This window comes from Ramlibacter sp. MAHUQ-53, from assembly GCF_052600055.1.
In genome coordinates this window covers 158,650-180,495 of the sequence record NZ_JBQWTS010000008.1, presented here as the reverse complement: position 1 = coordinate 180,495, position 21,846 = coordinate 158,650, and the positions used below count along the sequence as shown (strand labels likewise).

The window sequence follows — 21,846 nt, the reverse complement described above, 5'->3', positions numbered from 1 at the left end:
CGGCGCCGGCGCCAGGCATGAAAAAGCCCGCATCGAGCGGGCTGGGCGGGAGGCGCCGGGGGATCAGACGTTGAACAGGAAGTTCATCACGTCGCCGTCCTTGACGACGTACTCCTTGCCTTCGCTGCGCATCTTGCCGGCGTCCTTGGCGCCCTGCTCGCCCTTGAAGGCGATGTAGTCGTCGAAGGCGATGGTCTGGGCGCGGATGAAGCCGCGCTCGAAGTCGCCGTGGATCACGCCGGCGGCCTGGGGCGCGGTGTCGCCGATGTGGATGGTCCAGGCGCGCACTTCCTTCACGCCGGCGGTGAAGTAGGTCTGCAGGCCCAGCAGCTTGAAGGCGGCGCGGATCAGGCGGTTCAGGCCAGGCTCGGTCTGGCCCATCTCCTCCAGGAAGATGGCGCGGTCGTCGTCCGTCATGTCGGCCATGTCGGCTTCCATCTTGGCGCAGATGGCCACCACGGGTGCGTTCTGGCCGGCGGCGTAGTCCTTCAGGCGATCGAGCAGCGGGTTGTTCTCGAAGCCGTCCTCGCTCACGTTGCCCACGAACATCGCGCGCTTGGCGGTGATCAGGCACAGGGGCTTGAGCAGGGCCTGCTCCTCGGCGGACAGGTCCAGCGTGCGCACGGGCTTGCCCTCGTTCAGCACGGCCTGCACCTTGCCCAGGATCTGCACCAGCTTGGCGGCTTCCTTGTCGTTGCCGCTCTTGGCGGCCTTGGTGTAGCGCTGCAGGCTCTTTTCCACCGTGCCCAGGTCGGCCAGGCACAGCTCGGTCTGGATCACCTCGATGTCGGCGATGGGGTCGACCTTGCCGGCCACGTGGATCACGTTGGGGTCCTCGAAGCAGCGCACCACGTTGACGATGGCGTCGGTCTCGCGGATATGGGCCAGGAACTGGTTGCCCAGGCCCTCGCCCTGGCTGGCGCCGGCCACCAGGCCGGCGATGTCCACGAACTCGACGATGGCGGGGACGATGCGCTCGGGCTTGATGATGTCGGCCAGCTGCTGCAGGCGGGGGTCCGGCACTTCCACCACGCCGGTGTTCGGCTCGATGGTGCAGAAGGGGTAGTTCTCGGCGGCGATGCCGGCCTTGGTCAGGGCGTTGAAGAGGGTCGACTTGCCGACGTTGGGCAGGCCGACGATGCCGCATTTGAGGGACATGGAAAAACCTTTTGGATTGGACGGCCCGGGCACGCGGGGCGCGGGACGCTGGACCTCGTCCACATGCCGCCTGGGGGCGGCGGAGATGGGGGCGATTGTACTAACCGGCGGGCACCGGCTCCGCCTGCCGCACCTGACCCTTGCCCAGGCGCTTGGCCTCGTACATCGCCAGATCCGCGCGCTCGATGAGGCGCCCGGCGCCGCCCGGCTGGCCGTCGGCTTCGACCGCCATGGCCAGCCCGATGCTGCAGCCGACGCGGACCTCGCCCTGCTCCAGACCGACCGGCGCGCAGACCGCCTCCAGGATCTTGGCGGCCACCGACTGCGCGATCCCCGCGTCGGGCAGCTCCCGCAGCAGCACCAGGAACTCGTCGCCCCCCAGCCGCGCCGCCAGGTCCGAGTGGCGGATGCAGCCGCGGATCCGGCGGCCAACCTCCACCAGCACCCGGTCGCCGGCCGCATGGCCCAGGCCGTCGTTGACCTGCTTGAAGCCGTCGACATCGATGAACAGCACCCCCAGCCGCCCGGCGTGGTACGGCGCCGCCGCCAGGGTGTCGTGCAGGGCGCGCAGGGCACCGGTGCGGTTGCACAGGCCGGTGAGCGGGTCATGGTGGGCCTGGTGCTCGGCGGCGGCCTCGCGCTGCTTGATGTCGGTGATGTCCATGAGGAAGCCGACCTGCACCTGCTGGCCCCGCTCGGTGATGCGCACCAGCGACAGGCGCAGGGGCAGCTCGCTGCCATCGGCCCGCACCGCCCGCACCTCCATCGTGTGCGACTCGACGCCGCTGAAATCGTCCGCCGCCGCGCGGGAGCGTCCCGCGTCCGAGGGCCACTCGGGCAGGATGCGGTGCACGTCCCGGCCCAGGATCTGGTCGGTGTGCATGCCGAACATCCACTCGAACGAGTGGTTGACCGACTGCACCTGGCCCTTGTCGTTCGTGGTCACGATGGCATCGATCGCGTTCTGGAAGATGGTGCGCAGCTCGCGCTCACGCAGGCGCAGCTGCGTCAGCATCAGCCGCAGGCGCATCAGCAGCCCGCCCGAGAAGACCACGCCGACCAGGCCGAAGGCGCCCATGGCGATCATCCAGGTCAGGAGCCAGCGGTCCTCGGCCGGCACCGGCACGGCGCTCTCGGCCGTACCCACGAAGCGCGCGGCCGCCATGCCGATGTAGTGCATGGCGGTGATCGCCGCCCCCATCACCAGGCCGCCCAGCGCATGGCGCAGGCGCTTGGCCGCGCCGCCCAGGCGCGCGATGAACTCACGCACCCACAGGGCCAGGGTGGCCAGCGTGACGGCCGCCACGACCGACAGGGCGAACAGCCACGGGTCGAAGCGCAGGGCCGGCGCCATGGTCATGGCCAGCATGCCGCTGTAATGCATCGCACCGATGCCCGCGCCCATGCACAGGCCGCTGGCGAGCAGTCGGCGCGGCCCCAGCCGACCGTGCTCGAGCGCGCGCAGGGCCACGGCCGCCGCCGCGAATGCGGGCAGGCTGGACAGCACGGTGATGGCCGGGTCGTAGCGCACGCTGGCGCACAGCTCGAAGGCCAGCATGCCGATGAAGTGCATGCTCCAGATCGCGCCGCCGAGAGCCAGCGTGGCAGCCGACAGCGCCAGCCACCGGTGGCGCGGCGAGGCCATGAGCTGCTGGGCCGAGGCGATGTACAGCGCCGTGCCCGAGCCGGCTGCGGCCACCAGGAGCGACAGCAGCACGAGCGGCCACTGGTAGCCGCCGGGCACCAGCGACGCGGGCCCGGCAGCCAGGAACCAGTCTGCGACGTGGGGGATCATGAGGTGGTGGACATCCATCTGCCCTGCATCTCGTTACTTCGGAAAGATGCGTCAGCAACAGTGGATTTTGCTCAGGTTATCACGATCCCAAAAGCGGTATCGGCGAGCCCGGCCAGGGCGAGGCCGTCACTTCGGCGCGGGCGCCGCCTGCAGGCATTTCAGGCGGGCCTGCGCCGCCACTTCGTCCTTGCTGCGGGTGTCGAGGACCACCTTGCCCTCCAGGCGCTCGAGGGCACGGGTGAGGTCGTTCTCGCCGGTGGCCTGCTGCTTGCGGCCGCTGGCGATGTCGTCCTTGAGGCGCTTCTGCTCCGCCTGCCAGGCGTCCACCTGGGCGGCGACGCATTTGTCCACCTCGCTGGAGCAGGCCGCCAGGAGCGAGGCGGCGGCCAGGAGCAATGCGGGTCGCAGGGTCTTCATCATGCGTCCTCCATGGATTCTTCGGTCGCCGGCTGCGGCCGGCGGGCAATCGCCATCATCTCGTCGAGGTGCGCCAGGACCACGTCGACCACCTGCGCGTCGATGGCGCCCTTGCCACGCAGGTCCCGCATGAAGTCCGCCAGCGCCTGCGGGCCCAGCCCCTGGCGGTACGGGCGGTCCTGCACCATGGCCTGGAAGATGTCCGCCACGCGCAGGATGCGGGACTCCAGCGGCAGCGCCGCGCCGTCCCGCCCGCGCGGATAGCCCTTGCCGCCAGGCGCCTCGTGGTGGTCCGCCGCCCAGTCGGCGATGGCCTCGAAGCCGCGGATCTTGCGCAGGATCTGAAGCGTGCCGAAGCTGTGGGCGTTCATCACCAGGCGCTCGTCGGCGTCGAGCGCGGCGGGCTTGTCCAGGATCTCGTCGGGGACCCGCAGCTTGCCCAGGTCATGCAGCAGGCCGGCGATCTCGATCTCGTCGCAGCGCTCGGCCTCCAGGCCCAGGCGCTCGCCCAGGCGCCGGGCCACCAGCGCCACGCCGCGCGAGTGGGCCGCGGTGAAGCGGCTCTTGGCGTCGACGATGGCGGCGAAGATCCGCGCCAGCTGCAGCATCTCGGCGTGGCTGGCCGCCAGCGGGCGGCTGGTGGCCAGCATGTCCGCGAGGTAGCCCGCCAGGGCCGCCGGCTCCAGCTGCAGCCAGAAGGCCTCGTGGGCCGAGATCTTCATGAAGGCCGCCACCAGCTCCGGCGAGAAATAGCTGCCGCTGCGCGACTCGATCTCGTGGCGGATGGCGTCGCGATGCTGCAGCACCTTCCCGCTGGCGTAGTGCGGCGCCGCCATCGCATCGACCCGGTCGGCCAGCAGCGTGAGGTTGGCGCGCCGGCGCACGTCGGCGTCGACACCCTCGGCCACCAGGCGGTCCCAGCGCGTATGGTGGTAGCGGATCGGCAGGGCCAGCGGCGCCAGCGGCCGGAAATCCCGCAGCAGCTCCCAGCCCACGATCGCATGCGCCTGCGAGCCGGCCCAGTCGAACTCCTCGACCAGGTGGCGGTGCATGGTGGTGGTCGACACGCCGATGTCGTGCAGCAGGCCGAGGTCGAAGACGAAGTGGACCTCCGCGTCCCCGAGCCCCAGGGTCCGCGCGCACTCGGCGGCCATCACGCCGACCCGCTTGCCGTGGGCGACGTCGTCCACGCCCACCAGGTCCAGGGCATCGGACAGGGCGTAGACGACCTGGCGGAAATCGGCGTGGATCATCGTTCTCCTCCTGCGCGTGTCAGCGGTGCGGCGGCCTCACGTGGGCAGCACGTAGCCCTTGTCCCGGACCAGGCGGATCGCGGCGTCCACCACCTCCGGCGCATACAGCGTGCCGCGGTTGGCGGCCACCTCGGCGAGGGCTGCCTCCAGGCCCACTGCCGGCCGGTAGGGGCGGTGGGAGGCCATGGACTCGATCACGTCGGCCACCGCCAGCACGCGCGCCTCGGGCAGGATCTCCTCGCCCTTGAGGCCGCGCGGGTAGCCGCTGCCGTCCATGCGCTCGTGGTGCTGCCAGACGATCTCGGCCACCGGGTACGGGAAGGGCACGTCCTTGAGAATCTCGTAGCCCGCCTGCGCATGGCCGCGGATCAGGTCCATCTCCGGCCCGGACAGCCGCGTCGGCTTGGTCAGGAGCTCCGAGGGCACGGCGATCTTGCCCACGTCATGCACCAGGCCCAGCATCTCCAGCGCCTCGCAGCGTGGCGCGGGCCAGCCCATTTCCTGCGCGATGGCGCTGGCGATCAGGCCCACCCGCCGCTCGTGGCCGGCGGTGTAGGGGTCGCGCAGTTCCACCATGTTCGAGACAGCCTGCAGGGTGCCGCGCATCGCGCCTTCGAGCTGCTTCACATAGGCCGCGATCTGTTCCTCGGTGCGCCGGCGCTCGGTGATGTCCTCGGCCAGGACCACGGTGGCCGGCAGGCCGTCGTCCCAGGTGATGACCTTGGCGGTGAGCCCCAGCTCGATGCGCCTGCCGTCCTGCCGCCGGTACGGCACCACGTAAGACACCGGCTCGTTGCGGCCGTCGTGCACCTGCGACCAGGCATGGCGGATGCGGTCCACGTTCTGGGCATCCGGGTCGGTGAACTGCAGCACCTCCTGCCCCACCAGCGCCTCGGCCGGCCAGCCGGTGATCTCGCAGTAGCGGGGGTTGACGTAGATGTAGCGGCCTTCGCGCCGCACGTACATGCCCGTCACGGTCTCCTCGACCAGGCTGCGGAAGCGGTGCTCGCTTTCGCGCAGGGCGCGCTCGCCCTCGCGCAGCTCGGTGAGGTCGGTCCAGGCGATGATGGCGTCCTCACCCACCACGGTCATGGTGCCGCGGGCGATGCGGGTGCTGCCGTCCTTGCGCCGCAGTGTGATCTCCGGCGAAACCACCGGGCCGCCCAGGCGCGCCTGCGCGATGCTCGCCTCCCAGTGGGCGCGCAGCTCGCTGCGAACCTGGTCGTCGGGGTAGACCAGGCGGAACCAGTCGTCGTCGGTGACGAGGTCGTCGTCCGAGTACCCGAGCCACTGGCGGTGGGCGTCGTTGAGGGCGCGCACGCGGTGCTGGTACAGGTCCATCAGCTGCATCGGCACCGGCGAGGCCTTGAACACCTCCTGGAAGCGCAGCTCCATCAGCCGCGCCTGCTGCGAGGTCTGCTCGAACCGCTCACGCTGCGCCAGGTGGTCCAGGGCGAAGCCCATGTCCCGCGCGATTTCCCGCAGCAGCTGGAGCTGCTCGTCGTCGAAGGTGGACAGGCCGCCTGCGTACAGGGCCACCATGCCCGTGAGCCGCCCCTGGCACAGGAGCGGCATCACCGCGCGCTGGGTGATGCCGCGCCCGTACAGGTACTCGCGCCACTGCGCCATGTCGCTGGCCTCGTCGCCGGCCGCCGCCCCGGGCAGGCGCGGCACCGGCTCCGCGAAGACCTCCCCGCCGGCCAGGTGGACCACCACGTCTTGGAGCGGGCTGCCACGTTCGCCGAGCAGCCGCCGCAGCAGCGGCAGCCGGTCCTCGGCGATGCCGGCATGCTGTTTCAGCTGCAGCGGCCAGGGGTCCTCGCGGGTCTCCGCGATGAACACCACGGGGAAGGCGCCGTGGGCCATGAGCACCTTGACCAGCGCCTCGAGCAAGGCGTCGCGGCTCTGGCTGTGGACCACCGTGCGGGTGGTGGCGCTGAGCATCTCGTACAGGTAGCGCAGGCGCTGGATGCGCTCCTCCGCCTGCAGCCGCTTGATCGCGTCGCACACCTGCCGGGAGATGTGGTGCAGGAGGTCCACCTCCTCGGGCAGGAACTGCGCATCCGCCGGGACCAGCGCGTCGTCATACCAGACCACGATGCGGCCGACGTCGCGGCCGTCGAGCCACAGGGGCTGGGACAGGCCCCGGGCCGGCGCCGTGCCGGGGCGCGCCGCGCCGAACTCGCCCCACTCGCTGACGATGCGCGCCCGCGCGGCCGCGGGATGCTCGAAGCCCGGGGGCAGCACCTCGGCCACTCCCTGGAGCAGCTGCGTGACCTGCAGGTCGGGCCGCTCGATGAGGGCGGCCACCGCGCCCATGCAGCGCAGCTCCTTGACCCGCTCGCCGAGCTGGTGCAGTGCCTGCTCCCGCTCGCGCCCCAGGCGCTCGCGCTCGCGGATCTCGTCCTGCAGCTGGAGGAAGGGCTCGTGCACGGAGTTGCGCACCAGCGCGAGATAGACGAACCAGTACGCGTGGATCTTCAGCAGGTGGCCCACCAGGTTCGCCGAGGCGTAGACGCCGACGTACTGGGTGAAGGCGAACTCCGACAGCATCATCGCCACGATGGCCGCGAGCATGCCGCCCAGCACCGGCCTGGACATCCGCGCGCGCTGACGCCACAGCAGGAGGGCCGACAGGGCCAGCAGGCCGATGACGGCGTACTCGCCGTAGACCTTGAAGTCGGTGAGGCCCTGGCCGTCGACGTAGGCGTCGGGGAAATACCCCAGGAAGATCAGGAGCGTGAACAGCGCAGAGACGCTGCCGAACACCAGGTGCAGCCAGGCCAGGCGCACCGGACGGCGCAGGAAGCAGGGGGCGGCCACCAGCGCCCCGGCCTGCATGAACCGCGCGGCGATCCAGAACTGGGTGGCCGGGTTGGCGCTGTCGGTGGGCAGCACGTTCATGCCCTTGAAGGCCAGCGTGTGCAGCAGGTCCAGGCCTGCGCACCAACCGATGGCCACCGAGATGAACACCACGAAGTGGTTGCGCGTGTAGCGCATGGCGCTGGACGCCACGACCAGCGCGGAGCCGGCCACGATGATGGAGAACGACTCGGCGAGCGAGTGGAACAGCAGGTAGTTCACCTGCGCCGCCAGCCAGCTGAAGACCGAGAGCGTGGCTGGCAGCCACAGGACTCGGACCAGTGTTTTCCAGGACGTGATCGGGTTGTCTGACTGCACCAGGCGGGTTCCCGGGTCTTGCGTGCGTTATTCGATGTTCATGGAGAGTATCTCCCATGAACATGTTAAATCACTAGCAACCGGGCCCGCAGGCTCCCGCCAGCCCCGGGCTTGGCCGGGGTGTCAGCGCCTCAGACGCTGAACTTCTCCACCTCGCGGCGGGTGCCGTCCGCGATCTTCGACAGCTCGATCACGGTGGCCGTGATCTCCTCGCTGGCCGAGGCGTTGGACTCGGCGATCTGGTTCAGGCTGGCCATGTTCTGGTTGATGGACTGCACCGCGGAACTTTGCTGCTCCAGGGCGGCGGAGATGCGCTGCATCATGCCGTCGGCCTCGCTGGCGCCCAGCTCGATCTGCTCCATGTCGGCGCTGACCTGCTGCACCGTCTCCACCGCGCGGCGGGCCTCGGCCACGGCCTGCTGCACCAGCAGCGCGATTTCCTGGGTGCTCTCGGCGCTGCTGGCCGCGAGCTTGCCCACCTCCTCGGCCACCACCGAGAAGCCCTTGCCATGCTCGCCCGCGCGGGCGGCCTCGATCGCGGCGTTCAGCGACAGCAGGTTGGTCTTGTTGGCGATGTTCTCGATCACCTCGGTGATCTTGTTGATCTTCTCGGAGTTGGCGGCGATGCCGTTGACCACTTCGACCATCGTGGCCATCTTGTCGCGGCCGGCGCGCACCAGCGCCATCGAGTCGCGCGAGCGGGAGCTGGCGGCCTCGGTGTTGCGGGAGACGTCGCCCACCGAAGTGGCGGTCTCGCGCACCGCGTTGGCCAGCTGGCCGATGGCATGCATCTGGTTCTGCGCGCCGTCGCTGATCTGGCTGATCGCCTGGCTGCTCTGGTTGGCGGCGGCGGCCACCTGGCGGGTGTTGCCGCTGACGGCGCGCATGGTGGCGCCCAGGGCGTCCAGCGAGTCGTTGATGTGGGTCTTGAGCTGCGCCAGGTCGCCGCGCGCCTCGGCGCCGACGCGCCCGCGCAGGTCGCCCTGGGCCACCGCGTTCATCACGCGGCCCACGTCGTCCAGCAGCACCTGCATGGCCTGCATGGCGTTGTCCACGGCGGCGCGCAGCTCGCCCTTGACCTGGGGCGACATGCGCTGGGCGAAGTCGCCGTTGTAGAGGGCCTTCATCATGGCCTGCAGGGCCTTCATGGTCTGGTCCACGCTCTGCGCGCTGGCGTTCACCGCGTCGCGCATGATGCCCAGGTCGCCGCGCAGGTCGGCGTTGACGCGCTGGCTGAAGTCGCCGGAGGCGATGGCCTTGACCACCGCGTTGACCTCGCCGATGGCGACCTGCTGCGCGGCCACCAGCTGGTTGAAGGCGCGGGCCGTGGCGCCGACCTCGTCCTGCGAGCGCACGTCGGCGCGACGGGAGAAGTCGGAGGTCTGCTCGATCGCGGTGACGGTGCTGCGCAGCGCCTCCAGCGGGCGGGTGATGCTGGTGATCTGCCAGCGGATCATCCAGGCGATGACCGCCATGGCCGCCAGCAGCACGAGGCCGTACTGGCCCGCCAGGCGCCAGAAGCGGGCGTCCAGGTCGTCGATGTAGATGCCCGAGCCGACGACCCAGTTCCAGCCGTCGACCTTCTTCACGTAGGAGAGCTTCTCGTAGGCCTCCTCGGTGGTGCCGCCGCCCTGCTTCGGCTTGGGCCACTCGTAGGTGACGAAGCCGTGGCCGGCCTGGGCGACCACCTCGTTGAAGGCGATGAAGAGGTTCTTGCGGCCGGTGGTGGCCACCACCGGGCCGTCGGCGCCGGCCTGCAGGCTGGTCGCGCGGTTGAAGTTCTCGCTGTCCAGCGTCTTGCCCTCGAGCGCGGGCGAGGTGGGATGCATCAGCATCCGCGGCGCCGGCGTGCCCAGGTCATGGATCCAGAAGTACTCCTTCTGCTCGTAGCGCAGGCCGCGCACGGCCTGCATCGCGGCGGCCTGGGCGTCGGCGGCGGACAGGCCCGCCTTCTCCATCGCCTGGTAGTGCGTCACGAGCGTGTGCGCGGCCTCGACGAGGTGGCGGGTCTTGACCTTGCGCTCCTCGAGCAGCGCCGCGCGCTCCAGCCACAGGGCCAGCAGGGCGACGACCAGCAGGCCGGCAAAAGAGATCAGTCCTCCCAGGACCAGGCGCGTCTTAACTTTCATAAGTACGGCAGTGTAGGGGCAAACCCTGCACGCACTCGCCCTGGGAGCCGGCCACGGGCCGGTGCAAACAAGAAGTTCTTATCCTGCAGTCACCGGCTTGAACTGGTAGCCGCTTCCGGACGGCTCCAGCGAGCCCAGCGCGGGGAAGGGGAAGTGGAAGCCGCCCACCAGCGCCTTCTCCTTGACCGCCAGGTCGAAGATGCGCCGGCGCGTCTGGCGGGCCTGCTCGGGATTCATGTCGAAGGTGACGGACCAGTCCGGGTTGCGCGCGAACAGGGAGGGGATGTTGGTCACGTCGGCCACGTAGGTGAAGGTCTGGCCCTCGGAGCGCGCGGAGAATACGCTCATGCCCGGGGTGTGGCCGAAGGCGGCCATCGAGCTGAGGCCCGGCAGCACGTCCTGCCCCGGCTCGAACCTGACCAGGCGGTCGGCAGGCACCGCGCCCAGGCGGTTGCGAATCAGCTGGAACACGCCGCGCAGGCCGGGGCCGGCGGCATTCATGCGGGCGTCGTCCATCCAGAAGGCGTACTCCGGCGCCGGCACATGCACCCGCGCGTTGGGGAAGACGGCCGAGCCGTCCTTGGCGCGCAGGCCGTTGATGTGGTCCGGGTGGAAGTGGCTCACGACCACATGCTGGATGTCCTCGGGCCGGTAGCCCGCCGAGGCCAGCAGCCCGCGCAGCCGTCCGGTGGTGGGCGGACCGTTGTCGGCGAAGCCCGTGTCCAGCAGGATGCGCGTGCCACCCTGAACGATCAGGAACGGGGTGTAGGGGATCTCGACGTAGTCGGTCGGCAGGTTCTGGGAGGCGAGCAGGGCCTTGACCTGCTCCAGGGGCGCATTGCGCACGAACTCGTCGTCCAGCGGGCGGCGGGTGGCACCGTCGTTGAGGGCGATGACCTCCATCGCCCCGACCTTCATGCGCCAGAAACCCGGCTCGGGCAGCGTGGGCACCCCCACGTTCGCGCTCGCCTGGGACCAGGACGATCCCAGCGTCAGAAGGCCTGCGCCCGCGATGCCGGCACCCAGAAATCCACGTCGATCCATGCAAATCTCCTGCAGAGGGTAGGAAGGGGGCGCGAGCTTCACATGCACGCGCCCGGGCCGCCGGCGGTAGCAATTTTCCTGACTTGCGTAGAAGGTTGTTTCGCACCTGGCCTGCAGGTTGGCCGGATGAGTACGATGGGGCCAGGCGCCGGAAAGGCTGGCGCCACGTACCCCCGGAAGAGACACCCCCATGCGCAAGACCACCCTCAGCCTGCTGCTGGCCCTGGCCGCCCTGCCCGCCCTGGCCCAGACCGCCGCACCCGCCGCCGCCTCGGCCCCGGCAGCCGCAGCCGCCCCCGCCGGCGCCACCTGCACGGCCAACGCCGCCGAGAAGAAGCTCGCCGGCGCCGCGAAGAACTCCTTCATGAAGAAGTGCGAGTCGGACGCCACCGCCAAGTGCGAGGCCGCGGCCGCCGAGAAGAAGCTGGCGGGCGCCGCCAAGGCCAGCAACGTCAAGAAGTGCGTGAAGGACGCGGTCGGCGCGTAAGGCCCCCGTGGCCGGCGAGCGCCCCGGGCGCATCCTCCCGGCGATCGTGTTCTCGCAGCTGGCGGGAGCTTCCCTGTGGTTCTCCGGCAACGCGCTGTTGCCGGACCTGCAGGAGGCGCTCGGGCTGCCGGCCGACGCCCTGGCCGGGGTCACCTCGGCGGTGCAGCTCGGGTTCATCGCCGGCACCCTGGTTTTCGCCGTCCTGAACCTCGCGGACCGCTTCCGGCCGCGGGACCTGTTCCTGGCCAGCGCCCTGCTCGGCGCGCTGGCCAATGCCGGCACGCTGCTGCTGCCGGCGCTGCCCGCCCCGCACGCCACGCTGCTGGCGCTGCGCTTTGCCACCGGGTTCTTCCTGGCCGGCATCTACCCCGTGGGCATGAAGATCGCCGCCACCTGGTACCGCGAGGGCCTGGGCGTCGCGCTGGGCTGGCTGGTGGGCGCGCTGGTGGCGGGCACGGCCCTGCCGCACCTGCTGCGGGGCGCCGGCGTGGGCGGGCTCTGGCCGCAGGTGGTGGCCGGCGTGTCGCTGCTGGCGGTGGCCGGGGGCGTGGCCATGCACCTGCTGGTGCCTGAAGGCCCCCACGGCGGCAGCGGCGCGCCCTTCGACCCGCGCGCGGTGGTCAGGGCCTTCGCCTCGCCGCAGTTCCGCGCCAGCGCCAGCGGCTATTTCGGGCACATGTGGGAGCTGTACACGCTGTGGGCCTTCGCGCCGATGATGCTGGCGGCCTATGCGCAGCGCCAGGCCCTGGCGCTGGACATCCCCTTCTGGAGCTTCTGCGTGATCGCCGCCGGCGCCGTGGGCTGTGTGGGCGGCGGGCTGGTGTCGCGCCGCGCCGGCGGGGCGCGGGTGGCCTTCGGCCAGCTCGGGTTCTCGGGCCTGTGCTGCCTGCTCTCGCCGCTGGCCTACGCGCTGCCCCCGGCGGGCTTCCTGGCTTTCATGCTGGCCTGGGGCGTGGCGGTGGCGGGCGACTCGCCGCAGTTCTCCGCGCTCAATGCCGCCCTCGCCCCGCCCGGCTACGTGGGCTCGGCGCTGACCATCGTCAACTGCATCGGCTTCGCTATCAGCGTGGCGAGCCTGCATGCCATGGCGTGGCTGGTGGAGCGGCTGCCGGCGCCGCTGTGGTTCGTTCCGGTGGCGGCGGGGCCGGCGCTGGGGCTGCTGGTGTTCCGGCGGCTGGTGTTCAGTCTAAGCGCCAGTCCGCGCTGACCGCCTGGCCCACCTTCAGCACGGCGCCGTCGCCGGCGCGCACGATGGCGTTCATGCCGAAGGTGATGGCGCCGTCCAGCCGCGGGTCCTGGCGGTAGGCGCGCAGCGCATCGCCCACCGCGGTGCCGGGCTGCGCGGTGGCGGGGTCGATGTCGGGGATCGGGCAGCGCGCGCAGGGCTTGACCAGCTGCAGGCGCGCCGGCACGCCGGCCGCGATGTCGAGGGTGGCGAGGCGGTCCTCGTCGTGCGCCTCGACGCCGGCGATCACCAGGTTCGGCCGGAACCGCTCCATGCCCGCCGCGGGCTGGCCGGCGGCGGCCAGCCGCTCATTGAGCAGGGCCAGCGAGGCCTCGCTGGCCACCAGCACCGGGAAGCCGTCGCTGAACTGGTTGGGTGCCTCGACGCCCCCGGTCCATTTCAGGCTGGACAGGCGACGGTGCTCCGGCTCGAAGCGCACCAGCCGCAGGCGCTGGCCGAGGAAATCCGAGAACCATTGCGCGGCGGTGTCGCCCATGTCCCACGCCGGCACCTCGTCGTCCCACACCCGCACCCGGGCCGGCTTCTCGACGCGGTCGATCTCCAGGTGCAGGGCCAGCATGCCCGGCGCGCGCAGCACCACCTCGTGCAGCTTCAGCGCCACCTGCACCAGGGCCATGCGGGGCAGCTCCCGCTGCGACACGAACTCGCCCTCCTCGTCGACCACCATCCAGGCGCGATCGAGGTCCAGCCCGGCCTCGGTGAGCACGGCCTCCTGGAGCGCCACGCCCGCGCAGGACTTGACGGGGTAGACGAACAGGCGGGAGACGGTGGCCTGCACTTCGGGGGCGCGGTCGCTCATGACGGAGTTCCTGGGGGTGTTGGACGGAGGCGCAAACAGGGCGAAAACAGGGCCCCGGGGCGCCGGCGCGATTGTGCCCCGCTCCTACAATGCCTCCATGGTTGCGCCCCTTGATGTCTGTATCCGCGGCGCCGGCGTCGTGGGCCGCACGCTGGCCCTGCTGCTGGCGCGCGACCGCCTGCGCGTCGGCCTGGTCGAGGCCCCCCCGGCCGGCCCCGCCGACGTGCGGGCCTATGCGATGAACGCCGCCTCGCGCGCGCTGCTCGAGTCCCTGCGCGCCTGGCCCGCCGAGACCGAGGCCACCCCCGTGATGCACATGGAAGTCCATGGCGACGAGGGCGGGCTGGTGCGCTTCGACGCCGGCGAGCAGGGCATGCCCGCCCTGGCCTGGATCGCCGGCGCCACCGCCCTCGAGCAGGGTCTGGCGCAGGCGCTGCATTACCAGCCCGGCGTCGAAATCCTGCGTGAGCCGCGGCCCGCCGCCCTGACCGTGGTGTGCGAGGGCAAGGCCAGCGCCACCCGCGCCGAGCTGGGGGTGCAGTACGAGGTGCGGCCCTACCCGCAGCACGCCATCGCGGCGCGCTTGGTGGGCGAGCGCCCGCACGGCCAGGTGGCGCGCCAGTGGTTCCGCGACGGCGAGATCCTCGCCCTGCTGCCCCTGGGCGGGGCGGACGGGAACTCGGCGGCGCTGGTGTGGTCTGTCAGGCAGGAGCGCGCCGCCGAGTTGCTGGCGCTGCCCGCCGAGGAATTCGAGGCGCGCCTGACCGAGGCGAGCCACGGCGAGATGGGCGCCCTGCGCCTGTCCAGCGAGCGCGTGCGCTGGCCCCTGGTGCTGGCCAAGGCCGACCACTGGTGCGGCCCGGGCTGGGTGCTGGCGGGCGACGCCGCCCACGCGGTGCATCCGCTGGCCGGCCAGGGCCTGAACCTGGGCCTGGCCGACGTGCAGGCGCTGGCGCAGGTGCTGCACGGGCGCGAGTACTGGCGGCCGCTGGGCGACATGAAGCTGCTGCGGCGCTACGAGCGCGCCCGCAAGGCGCAGGTGGCCACGATGCAGCTGGCCAGCGACGGCCTGCAGGTGCTGTTCGAGCAGGACGCGCGTGCCTGGAGTGTCCTGCGCAACTGGGGCATGCGGGGCTTCGAGCACAGCGGCCCGGTGAAGCGGTGGACGGCGCGGCAGGCGGCCGGCCACCTGTGACGAGTCATTGAGAGGAAAGCCACCATGGCACACACGACGCGGCGGCTGATCGCCGCCGCCCTGCTCGCCGCCGGCCTGGCCGGGGCGGCATCCGCCCAGGAAGCGGCGATCCGCAAGAACCTGGCCGAGCGCGTCCCGCAACTGGGCAACGCCATCGAGGAGGTGCGCAAGACCCCCATGGCCGGCCTGTGGGAGGTGCGCGTGGGCACCGACCTGTTCTACACCGACGCCCAGGGCAACTACCTGATCCAGGGCGCGCTGATCGACACCAAGGCCCGCAAGAACCTGACCGAGGAGCGCCAGGAGAAGCTGCTGGCGATCGACTTCGCCAGCCTGCCGGTGGCCGATGCCTTCACCATCGTGCGGGGCGACGGCAAGCGCAAGATCGCGATCTTCGAGGACCCGAACTGCGGCTACTGCAAGCGCTTCGAGCGGGACCTGCAGGCCGTGAACAACGTCACCATCCACCTGTTCCTCTACCCGATCCTCGGGCCGGACTCGGTCACCAAGTCGCGCAACATCTGGTGCGCCAAGGACAAGGCCAAGGCCTGGACCGACTGGATGGTGCGCGAGCAGCTGCCGCCCAATGCCACCTGCGACACGGCGGCCCTCACGCGCAACACCGAATTCGGGCGCAAGTGGCGCATCACCGGCACGCCGACCCTGGTCTTCGCCGACGGCAGCCGCATTCCGGGCGCGATCAACGCCGCGCAGGTCGAACAGAAACTCGCCGAGGTGAAGTGAGCCCCTCCCCCGCAGCCGCCCCCCTGCACTACAAGGTCGAAGCGGCCGACCTGCACGCCCATCTCTTTCGCGTCACCCTCACCATCGCCCGGCCCGCCGCGCCGCAGCGCCTGTCGCTGCCGGTGTGGATCCCGGGCAGCTACCTGGTGCGCGAGTTCTCCAAGAACCTGCAAAGGCTCGCGGCGCGCCAGGACGGCAAGCCCGTGCCGCTGCAGCAGGTGGACAAATGCAGCTGGCAGGCCGACTGCGTGGCCTCCGGCGAACTGGTGCTGACCTACGAGGTCTACGCCTTCGACAACTCGGTGCGCACCGCCTGGCTCGACGCCTCGCGCGGCTTCTTCAACGGCACCAGCCTGTGCCTGCGCGTGCACGGCCAGGAGAAGCAGCCGCACGCGCTGGAGCTGGTCTCGCCGGTGGCGGCCTGGGAGGCGGCCACCGGCCTGCCCCCGCACAAGGTGGGCAAGCGCGGCTTCGGCACCTACCTCGCCGAGAACTACGACGAGCTGGTGGACTGCCCGGTCGAGATGGGCAGCTTCTGGAGCGCCGAGTTCAAGGCCGGCGGCGTGCCGCACCGGCTGGTGGTGGCGGGCGCGCCCCCCTCCTTCGACGGCGAGCGCCTGCTGGCCGACACGCACAAGATCTGCGAGGCCGGCATCCGCTTCTGGCATGACCGCAAGAAGCCGCCGTTCCAGTCCTACCTGTTCATGCTGAACGTGGTCGACGACAACTACGGCGGCCTCGAGCACCGCAACTCCACCGCCCTGATCTGCGGCCGCCGCGACCTGCCCCGCGCGGGCGAGGCGCGCGCGTCCGACGGCTACACCACGCTGCAGGGGCTGATCAGCCACGAGTACTTCCACACCTGGAACGTGAAGCAGCTGCGGCCCGCCGAGTTCGCGCGCTACGACTACGGGCAGGAGAACTACACGCAGCTGCTGTGGTTCTTCGAGGGCTTCACCAGCTACTACGACGACCTGCTGCTGCGACGCTGCGGCCTGATCGACGACGCCACCTACCTCAAGCTCCTGACCAAGACCGTCAACCAGGTGCTGCAGGCGCCCGGCCGCGAGGTGCAGTCGGTGGCGCAGGCCAGCTTCGACGCCTGGGTGAAGTACTACCGCCAGGACGAGAACACGCCCAACGCCACGATCAGCTACTACACCAAGGGCGCGCTGGTGGCGCTGTGCTTCGACCTCACGCTGCGCGCCGAGGGCAACACCACGCTCGATGAGGTGATGCGCGCGCTGTGGGCGCGTTGCAAGGCCGGCCCCATGACCGAGGCCGACTTCGCCGCGGTGCTCAAGGAACTGGGCGGGCGCAGCTTCGCGCGCGAGATCGCGGCCTGGGTGCACGGCACCCGCGAGCTGCCGCTGGAGGACCTGCTGGCCCGCCACGGCGTCACCGTCTTCCAGGACCCGGCGCAGCTGCAGCAGCGGCTGGGCCTGCGCACCGCCGACAACGGCGGCACGGTGCTGGTCAAGACCGTTTTGCGGGGCGGCGCCGCCGAGCAGGCCGGCTTCGCGCCCAATGACGAATGGCTTGGCATCGAGGTGGCCGGCGAAGGCTGGCGCCTGGCCAAGGTCGACGACGTCACGCTCTACGCCGGCGCGCATCGCAAGCTCGTCGCCCTGGTGGCGCGCGACCGCCGCCTGCTGCGCCTGGACCTCACCCTGCCCGCGGCGGCCACCACCTGGCGCCTGGGCGTGAAGGACGCGGCCCGGGTGCAGCCATGGCTGGCGGCCCACGCCTGACGCCGCGCCGCGCCGCGGTCCCGCTCGCCGCGCTGGGCGCGGTGGTGCTGGCCCTGCACCTGCTGGGGCTGGAGTGGCTGGCCCGCGTGCAGGCCACGCCCTCGGCGCTGCGCGCCGTGGCCGACCCGATGTTCACGCGCGTGCTCACGCCCGAGGCACCGCCACCGCCACCGCCACCGCCACCGCCACCGCCGCCGGCGCGCGACGCGGACGCCGAGGCGGCGCCAGCGCAGCCGCCCCAGCGCGAAGGCGCCTTGCAGGTGGCCACCGCCGTGCCCAGCGTGCCGCGCACGGCCACGCCCACCACGCCCGCTCCCGCGCCGGCCCAGGAGGCGGCGCCCGAGCCGGCACTGGATGCGGCCGCGTCAGCGCAGGCAGCGCCCGAGACACCGGCCGCCGCGCCTGCTCCTGCCGCCGCACCTTCTGCCCTGCCGGCTGCCTCGCCCGATGCCGCCGTCGCGGCCCCTGCGACCCCTGCGACCCCTGCGACCCCGGCGACCCCGGCGGCCCCGGCGACCCCGGCGACCCCGGTGACCCCGGCGGCCGCACCGGCCGCACCACCGTCCCCGGCCGACCCGTGGCCGCGCGACACCCGCGTCACCTACCAGCTGCGGGGCGACTTCCGCGGCAACCCGCTGCATGGCAACGCCCGCGTGCAGTGGCAGCGCCAGGGGCCGCTGTACCAGGTGCAGGTGGTGATCGACTTCGGCCTGGTGGGCACGCTCACCCTCACCAGCCAGGGCGAGGCCACCGCGCAGGGCCTGGTGCCGCGCGCCTACGAGGAGGTGCGCCGCAGCCGCCGGCGCAGCGTGCGCATGACCGACGCCGAGGTGGTGCTGCAGGACGGCCGCAGCCTGCCACGCCCGGCCAGCGTGCAGGATGCGGCGAGCCAGTTCGTCGAGCTCGGCCAGCGTTTCGCCTCGGGCCGGCAGGCCCTGGCGCTGGGCAGCACCGTGGAGGTGTGGCTGGCGCGCCCCGGCGGCCTGGACGCCTGGACCTACGACGTCGTCGCGCAGGACCTGCTGCGCACGCCGCGCCTCGGCGAGGTCGCGGCCTGGCGGCTGCGGCCGCGGCCGCTGGCCACGCCGCGCGGCAACATCACCGCCGAGTTCTGGTTCGCGCCGAGCCTGCAGTACCTGCCGGCGCGGGTGCGGCTTTCCATGGGCGATGAGGCCACCATCGACCTGGTCGTCGAGGTCATCGAGCAGCGCTGAGGCGGCGGGCCGCGCGGCTTCCGCGAAGGTTTCATGCAAGGGGCCTTGGGTATAGTCGTCGGGACAACTACCCCCGAGGAGACGGCATGTCCTACGAATGCATCGAAGTGCGCACCGAAGCCGGCAAGGTCGGCATCATCCAGTTGAACCGCCCCAAGCAGCTCAATGCGCTGAACGGCCAGCTGATGGATGAACTCGGCGCCGCGCTCCAGGCCTTCGACGCCGACCCGGCGATCGGCTGCATGGTCATCACCGGCAGCGAGAAGGCCTTCGCCGCCGGCGCCGACATCGGCGCCATGGCCAAGTACACCTTCGCCGACGCCTACGGCGGCGACTACATCACCCGCAACTGGGAAACCATCCGCAGCATCCGCAAGCCGGTGATCGCAGCGGTCGCGGGCTTCGCCCTGGGCGGCGGCTGCGAGCTGGCGATGATGTGCGACTTCATCATCGCCGCCGACAACGCCAGGTTCGGCCAGCCCGAGATCAAGCTGGGCATCATCCCCGGCGCCGGCGGCACGCAGCGCCTGCCGCGCGCAGTGGGCAAGTCCAAGGCCATGGACATGGCTCTCACAGCCCGCATGATGGACGCCACCGAGGCCGAGCGCTCCGGCCTGGTGAGCCGCGTCGTGCCCCTGGACAAGCTGATGGAGGAAACGCTCGGCGCCGCGCTGGTGATCTGCGAGTTCTCGCAGCTGGCGGTGATGGCGGCCAAGGAGTCGGTGAACCGCGCCTTCGAGGGCGGGCTGTCCGACGGCGTGATGTTCGAACGCCGCATGTTCCACGCCCTCTTCGCCACCGAGGACCAGAAGGAAGGCATGGACGCCTTCGTGAACAAGCGCAAGCCGCAATTCAAGCACCGCTGACGCGGCGCCGGGGCTGCGCCGCGGCGCTCAGGCCCCGAGCGTGAAGGCCTCGTGCACGGCGGACTGCACCGAGCCGCCCAGCACCGCGCCGCCGCCCGCCACGTAGACCCAGTCACCGATGGTCACCGCGCCCACCGCGTGGCGCGGCGTCGGCATGGGCGCGTGGGACTGCCAGCGGTCGCTGGCCGGGTCGTAGCTCTCCATCTGGCCGAACACCGTCTGCTGCCCCGGCCGGTTGATGATGCCGCCCTCGCCGCCCATGGCGAACAGGCGGTCCCGGTAGACCACCAGCCCATGCCCCGAGCGCGGCGTGGGCAGCGGCGCGCGCAGCTCCCAGGTGTCGCGATCGGGCAGGTACACGTGGTGCAGGCCGGTGTTGTATTCGAAGGTGTTGAAGCGCCCGCCGATCACATGGAGGCGCCCCTGCCAGGCCACGCAGCCGACGTGGTCACGCGCGCCGGGCAGCGCCTTGCGGCGGCTCCAGGCGTCGGCCTGCGGGTCGTAGACCTCGTGCCAGCCCACGCTGGCGCGCTCCTCGGTCGGCGCCGAGGCGCCCCCGATCAGGTGGATCTTCCCGGCCAGGGCCACGGCTGCGGCTGCGCCGCGCGGGCGGGGCAAGGGTGCCACCGGGCTCCAGCGGTCGGCGGCCACGTCGTAGGCGTAGGCATGGGTGTCGGGGTTGCGGTTCTGCTCGATGAAGCCGCCGAAGGCATAGATGCGCCCGGCCGCTGCGGCCACCGCGACATGGTTGGCGCCGCGGGGCAGCGCCGCGCCGAGGTACCAGCGGTCGTCGCGCGGGTCGTAGATGTGGTGGTAGCCGCGGTCGACGCGGCCTTCGCCGTAGCCGCCGATCACGTGCAGCCGCCCGGCCCACTCGACGGCCCAGGCCATCTCGCTGCGGGGGATCGGCAGCGCCGCGCGCGGCACCCAGCGCCCGGGCGCGCCGGCCGGCGCGGGGCTGGCGAAGGAACGCTGCGCCTCCTGGTCGGGCGTGAGGTGGTGCGGCACGCCGCCCTGCAGGCGGGCATAGGGCTCGGGGGAGGACGGGGCGGCCGGCAGGGAGGGCGCGTGGCCCGCGTGGCCCGGCTGCGCGAAGGCGGTGGGCGAGGCGAGCAGGCTGGCGCCGGCTGCCAGGAGGTGGCGGCGGTGGACGGTCATGGAGTCTCCTGGTGCCCCGGTGGAGCCCGGGGTCTGGCTGCGGGCCATCATAGGCGGCGGGGGCTGTGCCACCATCGCGGGACTTCACCGAGACACTTCTTCTGCCATGCCCGTCATCGCCATCACCCTCCTGCCCGGCTACCCCGCGGATGCGCGCGAGCGCCTGGTCGATCGCGTGGCCACGGCCGCCCGCTCCGTGGTCCTCGCGCCGGAGGCCGGCACCACGGTCTTCGTCCATGAGGCCGCCACCTACCGGCGCGACGGCCGCATCGCCTCGGCGGGCGGCCCGGTCGTGCCCGAGGCAACGCCCGTGGTGCGGGCCTTCCTGGAGGCGATGGGCCGGCGCGACCTGGAGGCGGCCGCCCAGTGGCTCGCGCCGGGTTTCGAGATGGTGTTCCCGGGCGGGCGGGCCATGCACCGGCTGCACGAACTCGTCGAGTGGGCGAAGGGGCGCTACCAGTCGGTGGAGAAGCGCTGCGAGCGCTTCGAGGAGTCGTGGCAGGGGGATGTGACGGTGGTCCACTGCAGCGGCACGCTGCAGGGCCGGTGGCCCGACGGGCGCCCCTTCGAGGGGGTGCGCTTCATCGACCGCTTCGAGCTGGAGTCCGGAAAAATTCGCAGGCAGGAGGTCTGGAACGACCTCGCGGAAAGCCGCTTCGCAGATCCGCTATAATCTTGTTTTCTCGGCGCTTTAGCTCAGTCGGTTAGAGCGATGGAATCATAATCCACAGGTCCGCGGTTCGAGTCCGTGAAGCGCCACCAAATCAAAGCCCGCTGTGCCCGCACAGCGGGCTTTTTCTTTGGCCCGCGCCGCGCCCGCGTCAACCAAATGACGACTCCGGACCAGGGATTCAATTCGAACCCATTATCAGATTGATAAACTTGTTACCCATCCGTACAAGTCGATCCGGAAAGGATGTGCGATGGAGCGCAAGTGCCTGAAATGCGGTTTCGTGAAGGACGCCGCGCGCGGCGACTCGATGGAGCCCTGCCCCCGGTGCGGGGCCATCTACAGCCGGGTCGAAGCGGCAGCCGCCGCGGGTGCGCCCGTGGCGGGGCCGGCCCTGAAACGGGCCATGACCCGGCGGCGTGACGACTTCTGCGACCCGCAGACCTTCGCCGTGCGCATGCGCAAGGAAAGCCTGTACCCGGCCTCCCGAAGCCTGACCCAGATGGCCTACCTGCTGGGCCTCGCCCTGGCGGCGCTGTGGGTCGTGGGCGGATTGATCAACATCTTCACCAGTCGGGCCTCCGACCGGATCCTGACCCTCGCGGTGTGCCTGTTCATCGCGGTGGCGACGATCTTCCTGTCACGGCTGTTCCGCGAGATCTCGCTGATGCTGTGCGACCTGAGCGACGCCTCGATCCGCACCGCGGCGCATTTCGAGCAGTCGTGAGCGGCGCAGGGCC

At 71.3% G+C, this 21,846-nt stretch carries 18 protein-coding genes and 1 tRNA gene; 10 read left to right on the top strand and 9 right to left on the bottom strand.

Annotated features, from left to right (window positions below; genetic code table 11):
* Positions 1-63: 63 nt before the first annotated feature.
* The 7 genes from ychF to ACT80S_RS13640 all read right to left on the bottom strand — a co-directional run bounded on the left by ychF (position 64) and on the right by ACT80S_RS13640 (position 10,976).
* The gene (gene ychF / locus ACT80S_RS13670; protein WP_377416660.1) at positions 64-1,158 is read right to left on the bottom strand and encodes a redox-regulated ATPase YchF; all 1,095 of its coding nucleotides are present in this window, start codon (positions 1,156-1,158) and stop codon (positions 64-66) included.
* Between the two features lie 100 nt (positions 1,159-1,258).
* Positions 1,259-2,953, bottom strand: coding sequence for an MHYT domain-containing protein (locus ACT80S_RS13665; RefSeq protein WP_377416658.1), 1,695 nt, complete (start codon positions 2,951-2,953; stop codon positions 1,259-1,261).
* 126 nt (positions 2,954-3,079) lie between these two features.
* Complete coding sequence (locus ACT80S_RS13660; RefSeq protein WP_377416656.1) at positions 3,080-3,370, bottom strand: hypothetical protein; 291 nt, start codon at positions 3,368-3,370, stop codon at positions 3,080-3,082.
* The gene (locus ACT80S_RS13655) at positions 3,370-4,623 is read right to left on the bottom strand and encodes an HD-GYP domain-containing protein (protein WP_377416654.1); all 1,254 of its coding nucleotides are present in this window, start codon (positions 4,621-4,623) and stop codon (positions 3,370-3,372) included. Before ACT80S_RS13655 ends, ACT80S_RS13660 begins: the two co-directional genes overlap by 1 nt.
* Positions 4,624-4,659: 36 nt before the next feature.
* On the bottom strand, positions 4,660-7,803 hold the full coding sequence (locus ACT80S_RS13650) for an MASE3 domain-containing protein (protein WP_377416652.1): 3,144 nt from the start codon (positions 7,801-7,803) through the stop codon (positions 4,660-4,662).
* 131 nt (positions 7,804-7,934) lie between these two features.
* On the bottom strand, positions 7,935-9,932 hold the full coding sequence (locus tag ACT80S_RS13645) for a methyl-accepting chemotaxis protein (protein WP_377416650.1): 1,998 nt from the start codon (positions 9,930-9,932) through the stop codon (positions 7,935-7,937).
* 78 nt (positions 9,933-10,010) lie between these two features.
* Positions 10,011-10,976 carry an MBL fold metallo-hydrolase gene (locus tag ACT80S_RS13640; protein ID WP_377416648.1) on the bottom strand — a complete coding sequence of 322 codons (966 nt, stop codon included), beginning with the start codon at positions 10,974-10,976 and terminating at the stop codon, positions 10,011-10,013.
* A gap of 190 nt (positions 10,977-11,166) precedes the next feature.
* On the opposite strand from ACT80S_RS13640, the gene ACT80S_RS13635 reads away from it, so the two are divergent.
* Entirely contained in the window at positions 11,167-11,463 is a 297-nt protein-coding gene (locus ACT80S_RS13635; protein WP_377416646.1) for a hypothetical protein, read from the top strand.
* A gap of 7 nt (positions 11,464-11,470) precedes the next feature.
* On the top strand, positions 11,471-12,670 hold the full coding sequence (locus ACT80S_RS13630; RefSeq protein WP_377416644.1) for an MFS transporter: 1,200 nt from the start codon (positions 11,471-11,473) through the stop codon (positions 12,668-12,670).
* Here the strand turns inward: ACT80S_RS13630 and ACT80S_RS13625 are convergent.
* Complete coding sequence (locus ACT80S_RS13625) at positions 12,645-13,508, bottom strand: MOSC domain-containing protein (protein ID WP_377416643.1); 864 nt, start codon at positions 13,506-13,508, stop codon at positions 12,645-12,647. The genes ACT80S_RS13630 and ACT80S_RS13625 overlap by 26 nt on opposite strands.
* A gap of 97 nt (positions 13,509-13,605) precedes the next feature.
* Between ACT80S_RS13625 and ACT80S_RS13620 the strand changes: the two genes are divergently transcribed.
* From ACT80S_RS13620 to ACT80S_RS13600, 5 genes are all read left to right on the top strand, one after another.
* Positions 13,606-14,703 (top strand): FAD-dependent monooxygenase, encoded by a 1,098-nt coding sequence (locus ACT80S_RS13620; protein WP_377416641.1) that lies wholly within the window; start codon positions 13,606-13,608, stop codon positions 14,701-14,703.
* Between the two features lie 24 nt (positions 14,704-14,727).
* On the top strand, positions 14,728-15,447 hold the full coding sequence (locus tag ACT80S_RS13615; RefSeq protein ID WP_377416639.1) for a DsbC family protein: 720 nt from the start codon (positions 14,728-14,730) through the stop codon (positions 15,445-15,447).
* The gene (locus ACT80S_RS13610) at positions 15,444-17,198 is read left to right on the top strand and encodes a M61 family metallopeptidase (RefSeq protein ID WP_377416637.1); all 1,755 of its coding nucleotides are present in this window, start codon (positions 15,444-15,446) and stop codon (positions 17,196-17,198) included. Before ACT80S_RS13615 ends, ACT80S_RS13610 begins: the two co-directional genes overlap by 4 nt.
* Positions 17,177-18,412: a DUF3108 domain-containing protein gene (locus ACT80S_RS13605; protein ID WP_377416635.1), complete on the top strand. Its 1,236-nt coding sequence runs from the start codon at positions 17,177-17,179 to the stop codon at positions 18,410-18,412. The genes ACT80S_RS13610 and ACT80S_RS13605 overlap by 22 nt, the downstream gene beginning before the upstream one ends.
* Before the next feature lie 86 nt (positions 18,413-18,498).
* Positions 18,499-19,278, top strand: a complete 780-nt coding sequence (locus ACT80S_RS13600; protein WP_377416633.1) for an enoyl-CoA hydratase — start codon at positions 18,499-18,501, stop codon at positions 19,276-19,278.
* Between the two features lie 27 nt (positions 19,279-19,305).
* On the opposite strand, the gene ACT80S_RS13595 is transcribed toward ACT80S_RS13600, so the two are convergent.
* Positions 19,306-20,436 (bottom strand): Kelch repeat-containing protein, encoded by a 1,131-nt coding sequence (locus ACT80S_RS13595; RefSeq protein WP_377416631.1) that lies wholly within the window; start codon positions 20,434-20,436, stop codon positions 19,306-19,308.
* A gap of 106 nt (positions 20,437-20,542) precedes the next feature.
* Here ACT80S_RS13595 and ACT80S_RS13590 point away from each other — a divergent pair, with 106 nt between their 5' ends.
* From ACT80S_RS13590 to ACT80S_RS13580, 3 genes are all read left to right on the top strand, one after another.
* Positions 20,543-21,109 carry a nuclear transport factor 2 family protein gene (locus ACT80S_RS13590; protein ID WP_377416629.1) on the top strand — a complete coding sequence of 189 codons (567 nt, stop codon included), beginning with the start codon at positions 20,543-20,545 and terminating at the stop codon, positions 21,107-21,109.
* Between the two features lie 12 nt (positions 21,110-21,121).
* A tRNA-Met gene (locus tag ACT80S_RS13585) sits at positions 21,122-21,198 on the top strand.
* A gap of 314 nt (positions 21,199-21,512) precedes the next feature.
* Positions 21,513-21,833: a DUF4282 domain-containing protein gene (locus ACT80S_RS13580; protein ID WP_377416627.1), complete on the top strand. Its 321-nt coding sequence runs from the start codon at positions 21,513-21,515 to the stop codon at positions 21,831-21,833.
* Positions 21,834-21,846 lie beyond the last annotated feature (13 nt).

Excerpts from the sequence above, each read along its gene's own strand:
- ACT80S_RS13635 (WP_377416646.1), top strand. The coding sequence starts at position 11,167 with ATGCGCAAGACCACCCTCAGCCTGCTGCTGGCCCTGGCCGCCCTGCCC.
- ACT80S_RS13590 (WP_377416629.1), top strand. The coding sequence starts at position 20,543 with ATGCCCGTCATCGCCATCACCCTCCTGCCCGGCTACCCCGCGGATGCG.
- ychF (WP_377416660.1), bottom strand. The coding sequence starts at position 1,158 with ATGTCCCTCAAATGCGGCATCGTCGGCCTGCCCAACGTCGGCAAGTCG.
- ACT80S_RS13645 (WP_377416650.1), bottom strand. The coding sequence starts at position 9,932 with ATGAAAGTTAAGACGCGCCTGGTCCTGGGAGGACTGATCTCTTTTGCC.
- ACT80S_RS13640 (WP_377416648.1), bottom strand. The coding sequence starts at position 10,976 with ATGGATCGACGTGGATTTCTGGGTGCCGGCATCGCGGGCGCAGGCCTT.
- ACT80S_RS13660 (WP_377416656.1), bottom strand. The coding sequence starts at position 3,370 with ATGAAGACCCTGCGACCCGCATTGCTCCTGGCCGCCGCCTCGCTCCTG.
- ACT80S_RS13605 (WP_377416635.1), top strand. The coding sequence starts at position 17,177 with ATGGCTGGCGGCCCACGCCTGACGCCGCGCCGCGCCGCGGTCCCGCTC.
- ACT80S_RS13615 (WP_377416639.1), top strand. The coding sequence starts at position 14,728 with ATGGCACACACGACGCGGCGGCTGATCGCCGCCGCCCTGCTCGCCGCC.
- ACT80S_RS13580 (WP_377416627.1), top strand. The coding sequence starts at position 21,513 with ATGACCCGGCGGCGTGACGACTTCTGCGACCCGCAGACCTTCGCCGTG.
- ACT80S_RS13620 (WP_377416641.1), top strand. The coding sequence starts at position 13,606 with ATGGTTGCGCCCCTTGATGTCTGTATCCGCGGCGCCGGCGTCGTGGGC.
- ACT80S_RS13655 (WP_377416654.1), bottom strand. The coding sequence starts at position 4,623 with ATGATCCACGCCGATTTCCGCCAGGTCGTCTACGCCCTGTCCGATGCC.
- ACT80S_RS13665 (WP_377416658.1), bottom strand. The coding sequence starts at position 2,953 with ATGATCCCCCACGTCGCAGACTGGTTCCTGGCTGCCGGGCCCGCGTCG.
- ACT80S_RS13600 (WP_377416633.1), top strand. The coding sequence starts at position 18,499 with ATGTCCTACGAATGCATCGAAGTGCGCACCGAAGCCGGCAAGGTCGGC.
- ACT80S_RS13595 (WP_377416631.1), bottom strand. The coding sequence starts at position 20,436 with ATGACCGTCCACCGCCGCCACCTCCTGGCAGCCGGCGCCAGCCTGCTC.
- ACT80S_RS13625 (WP_377416643.1), bottom strand. The coding sequence starts at position 13,508 with ATGAGCGACCGCGCCCCCGAAGTGCAGGCCACCGTCTCCCGCCTGTTC.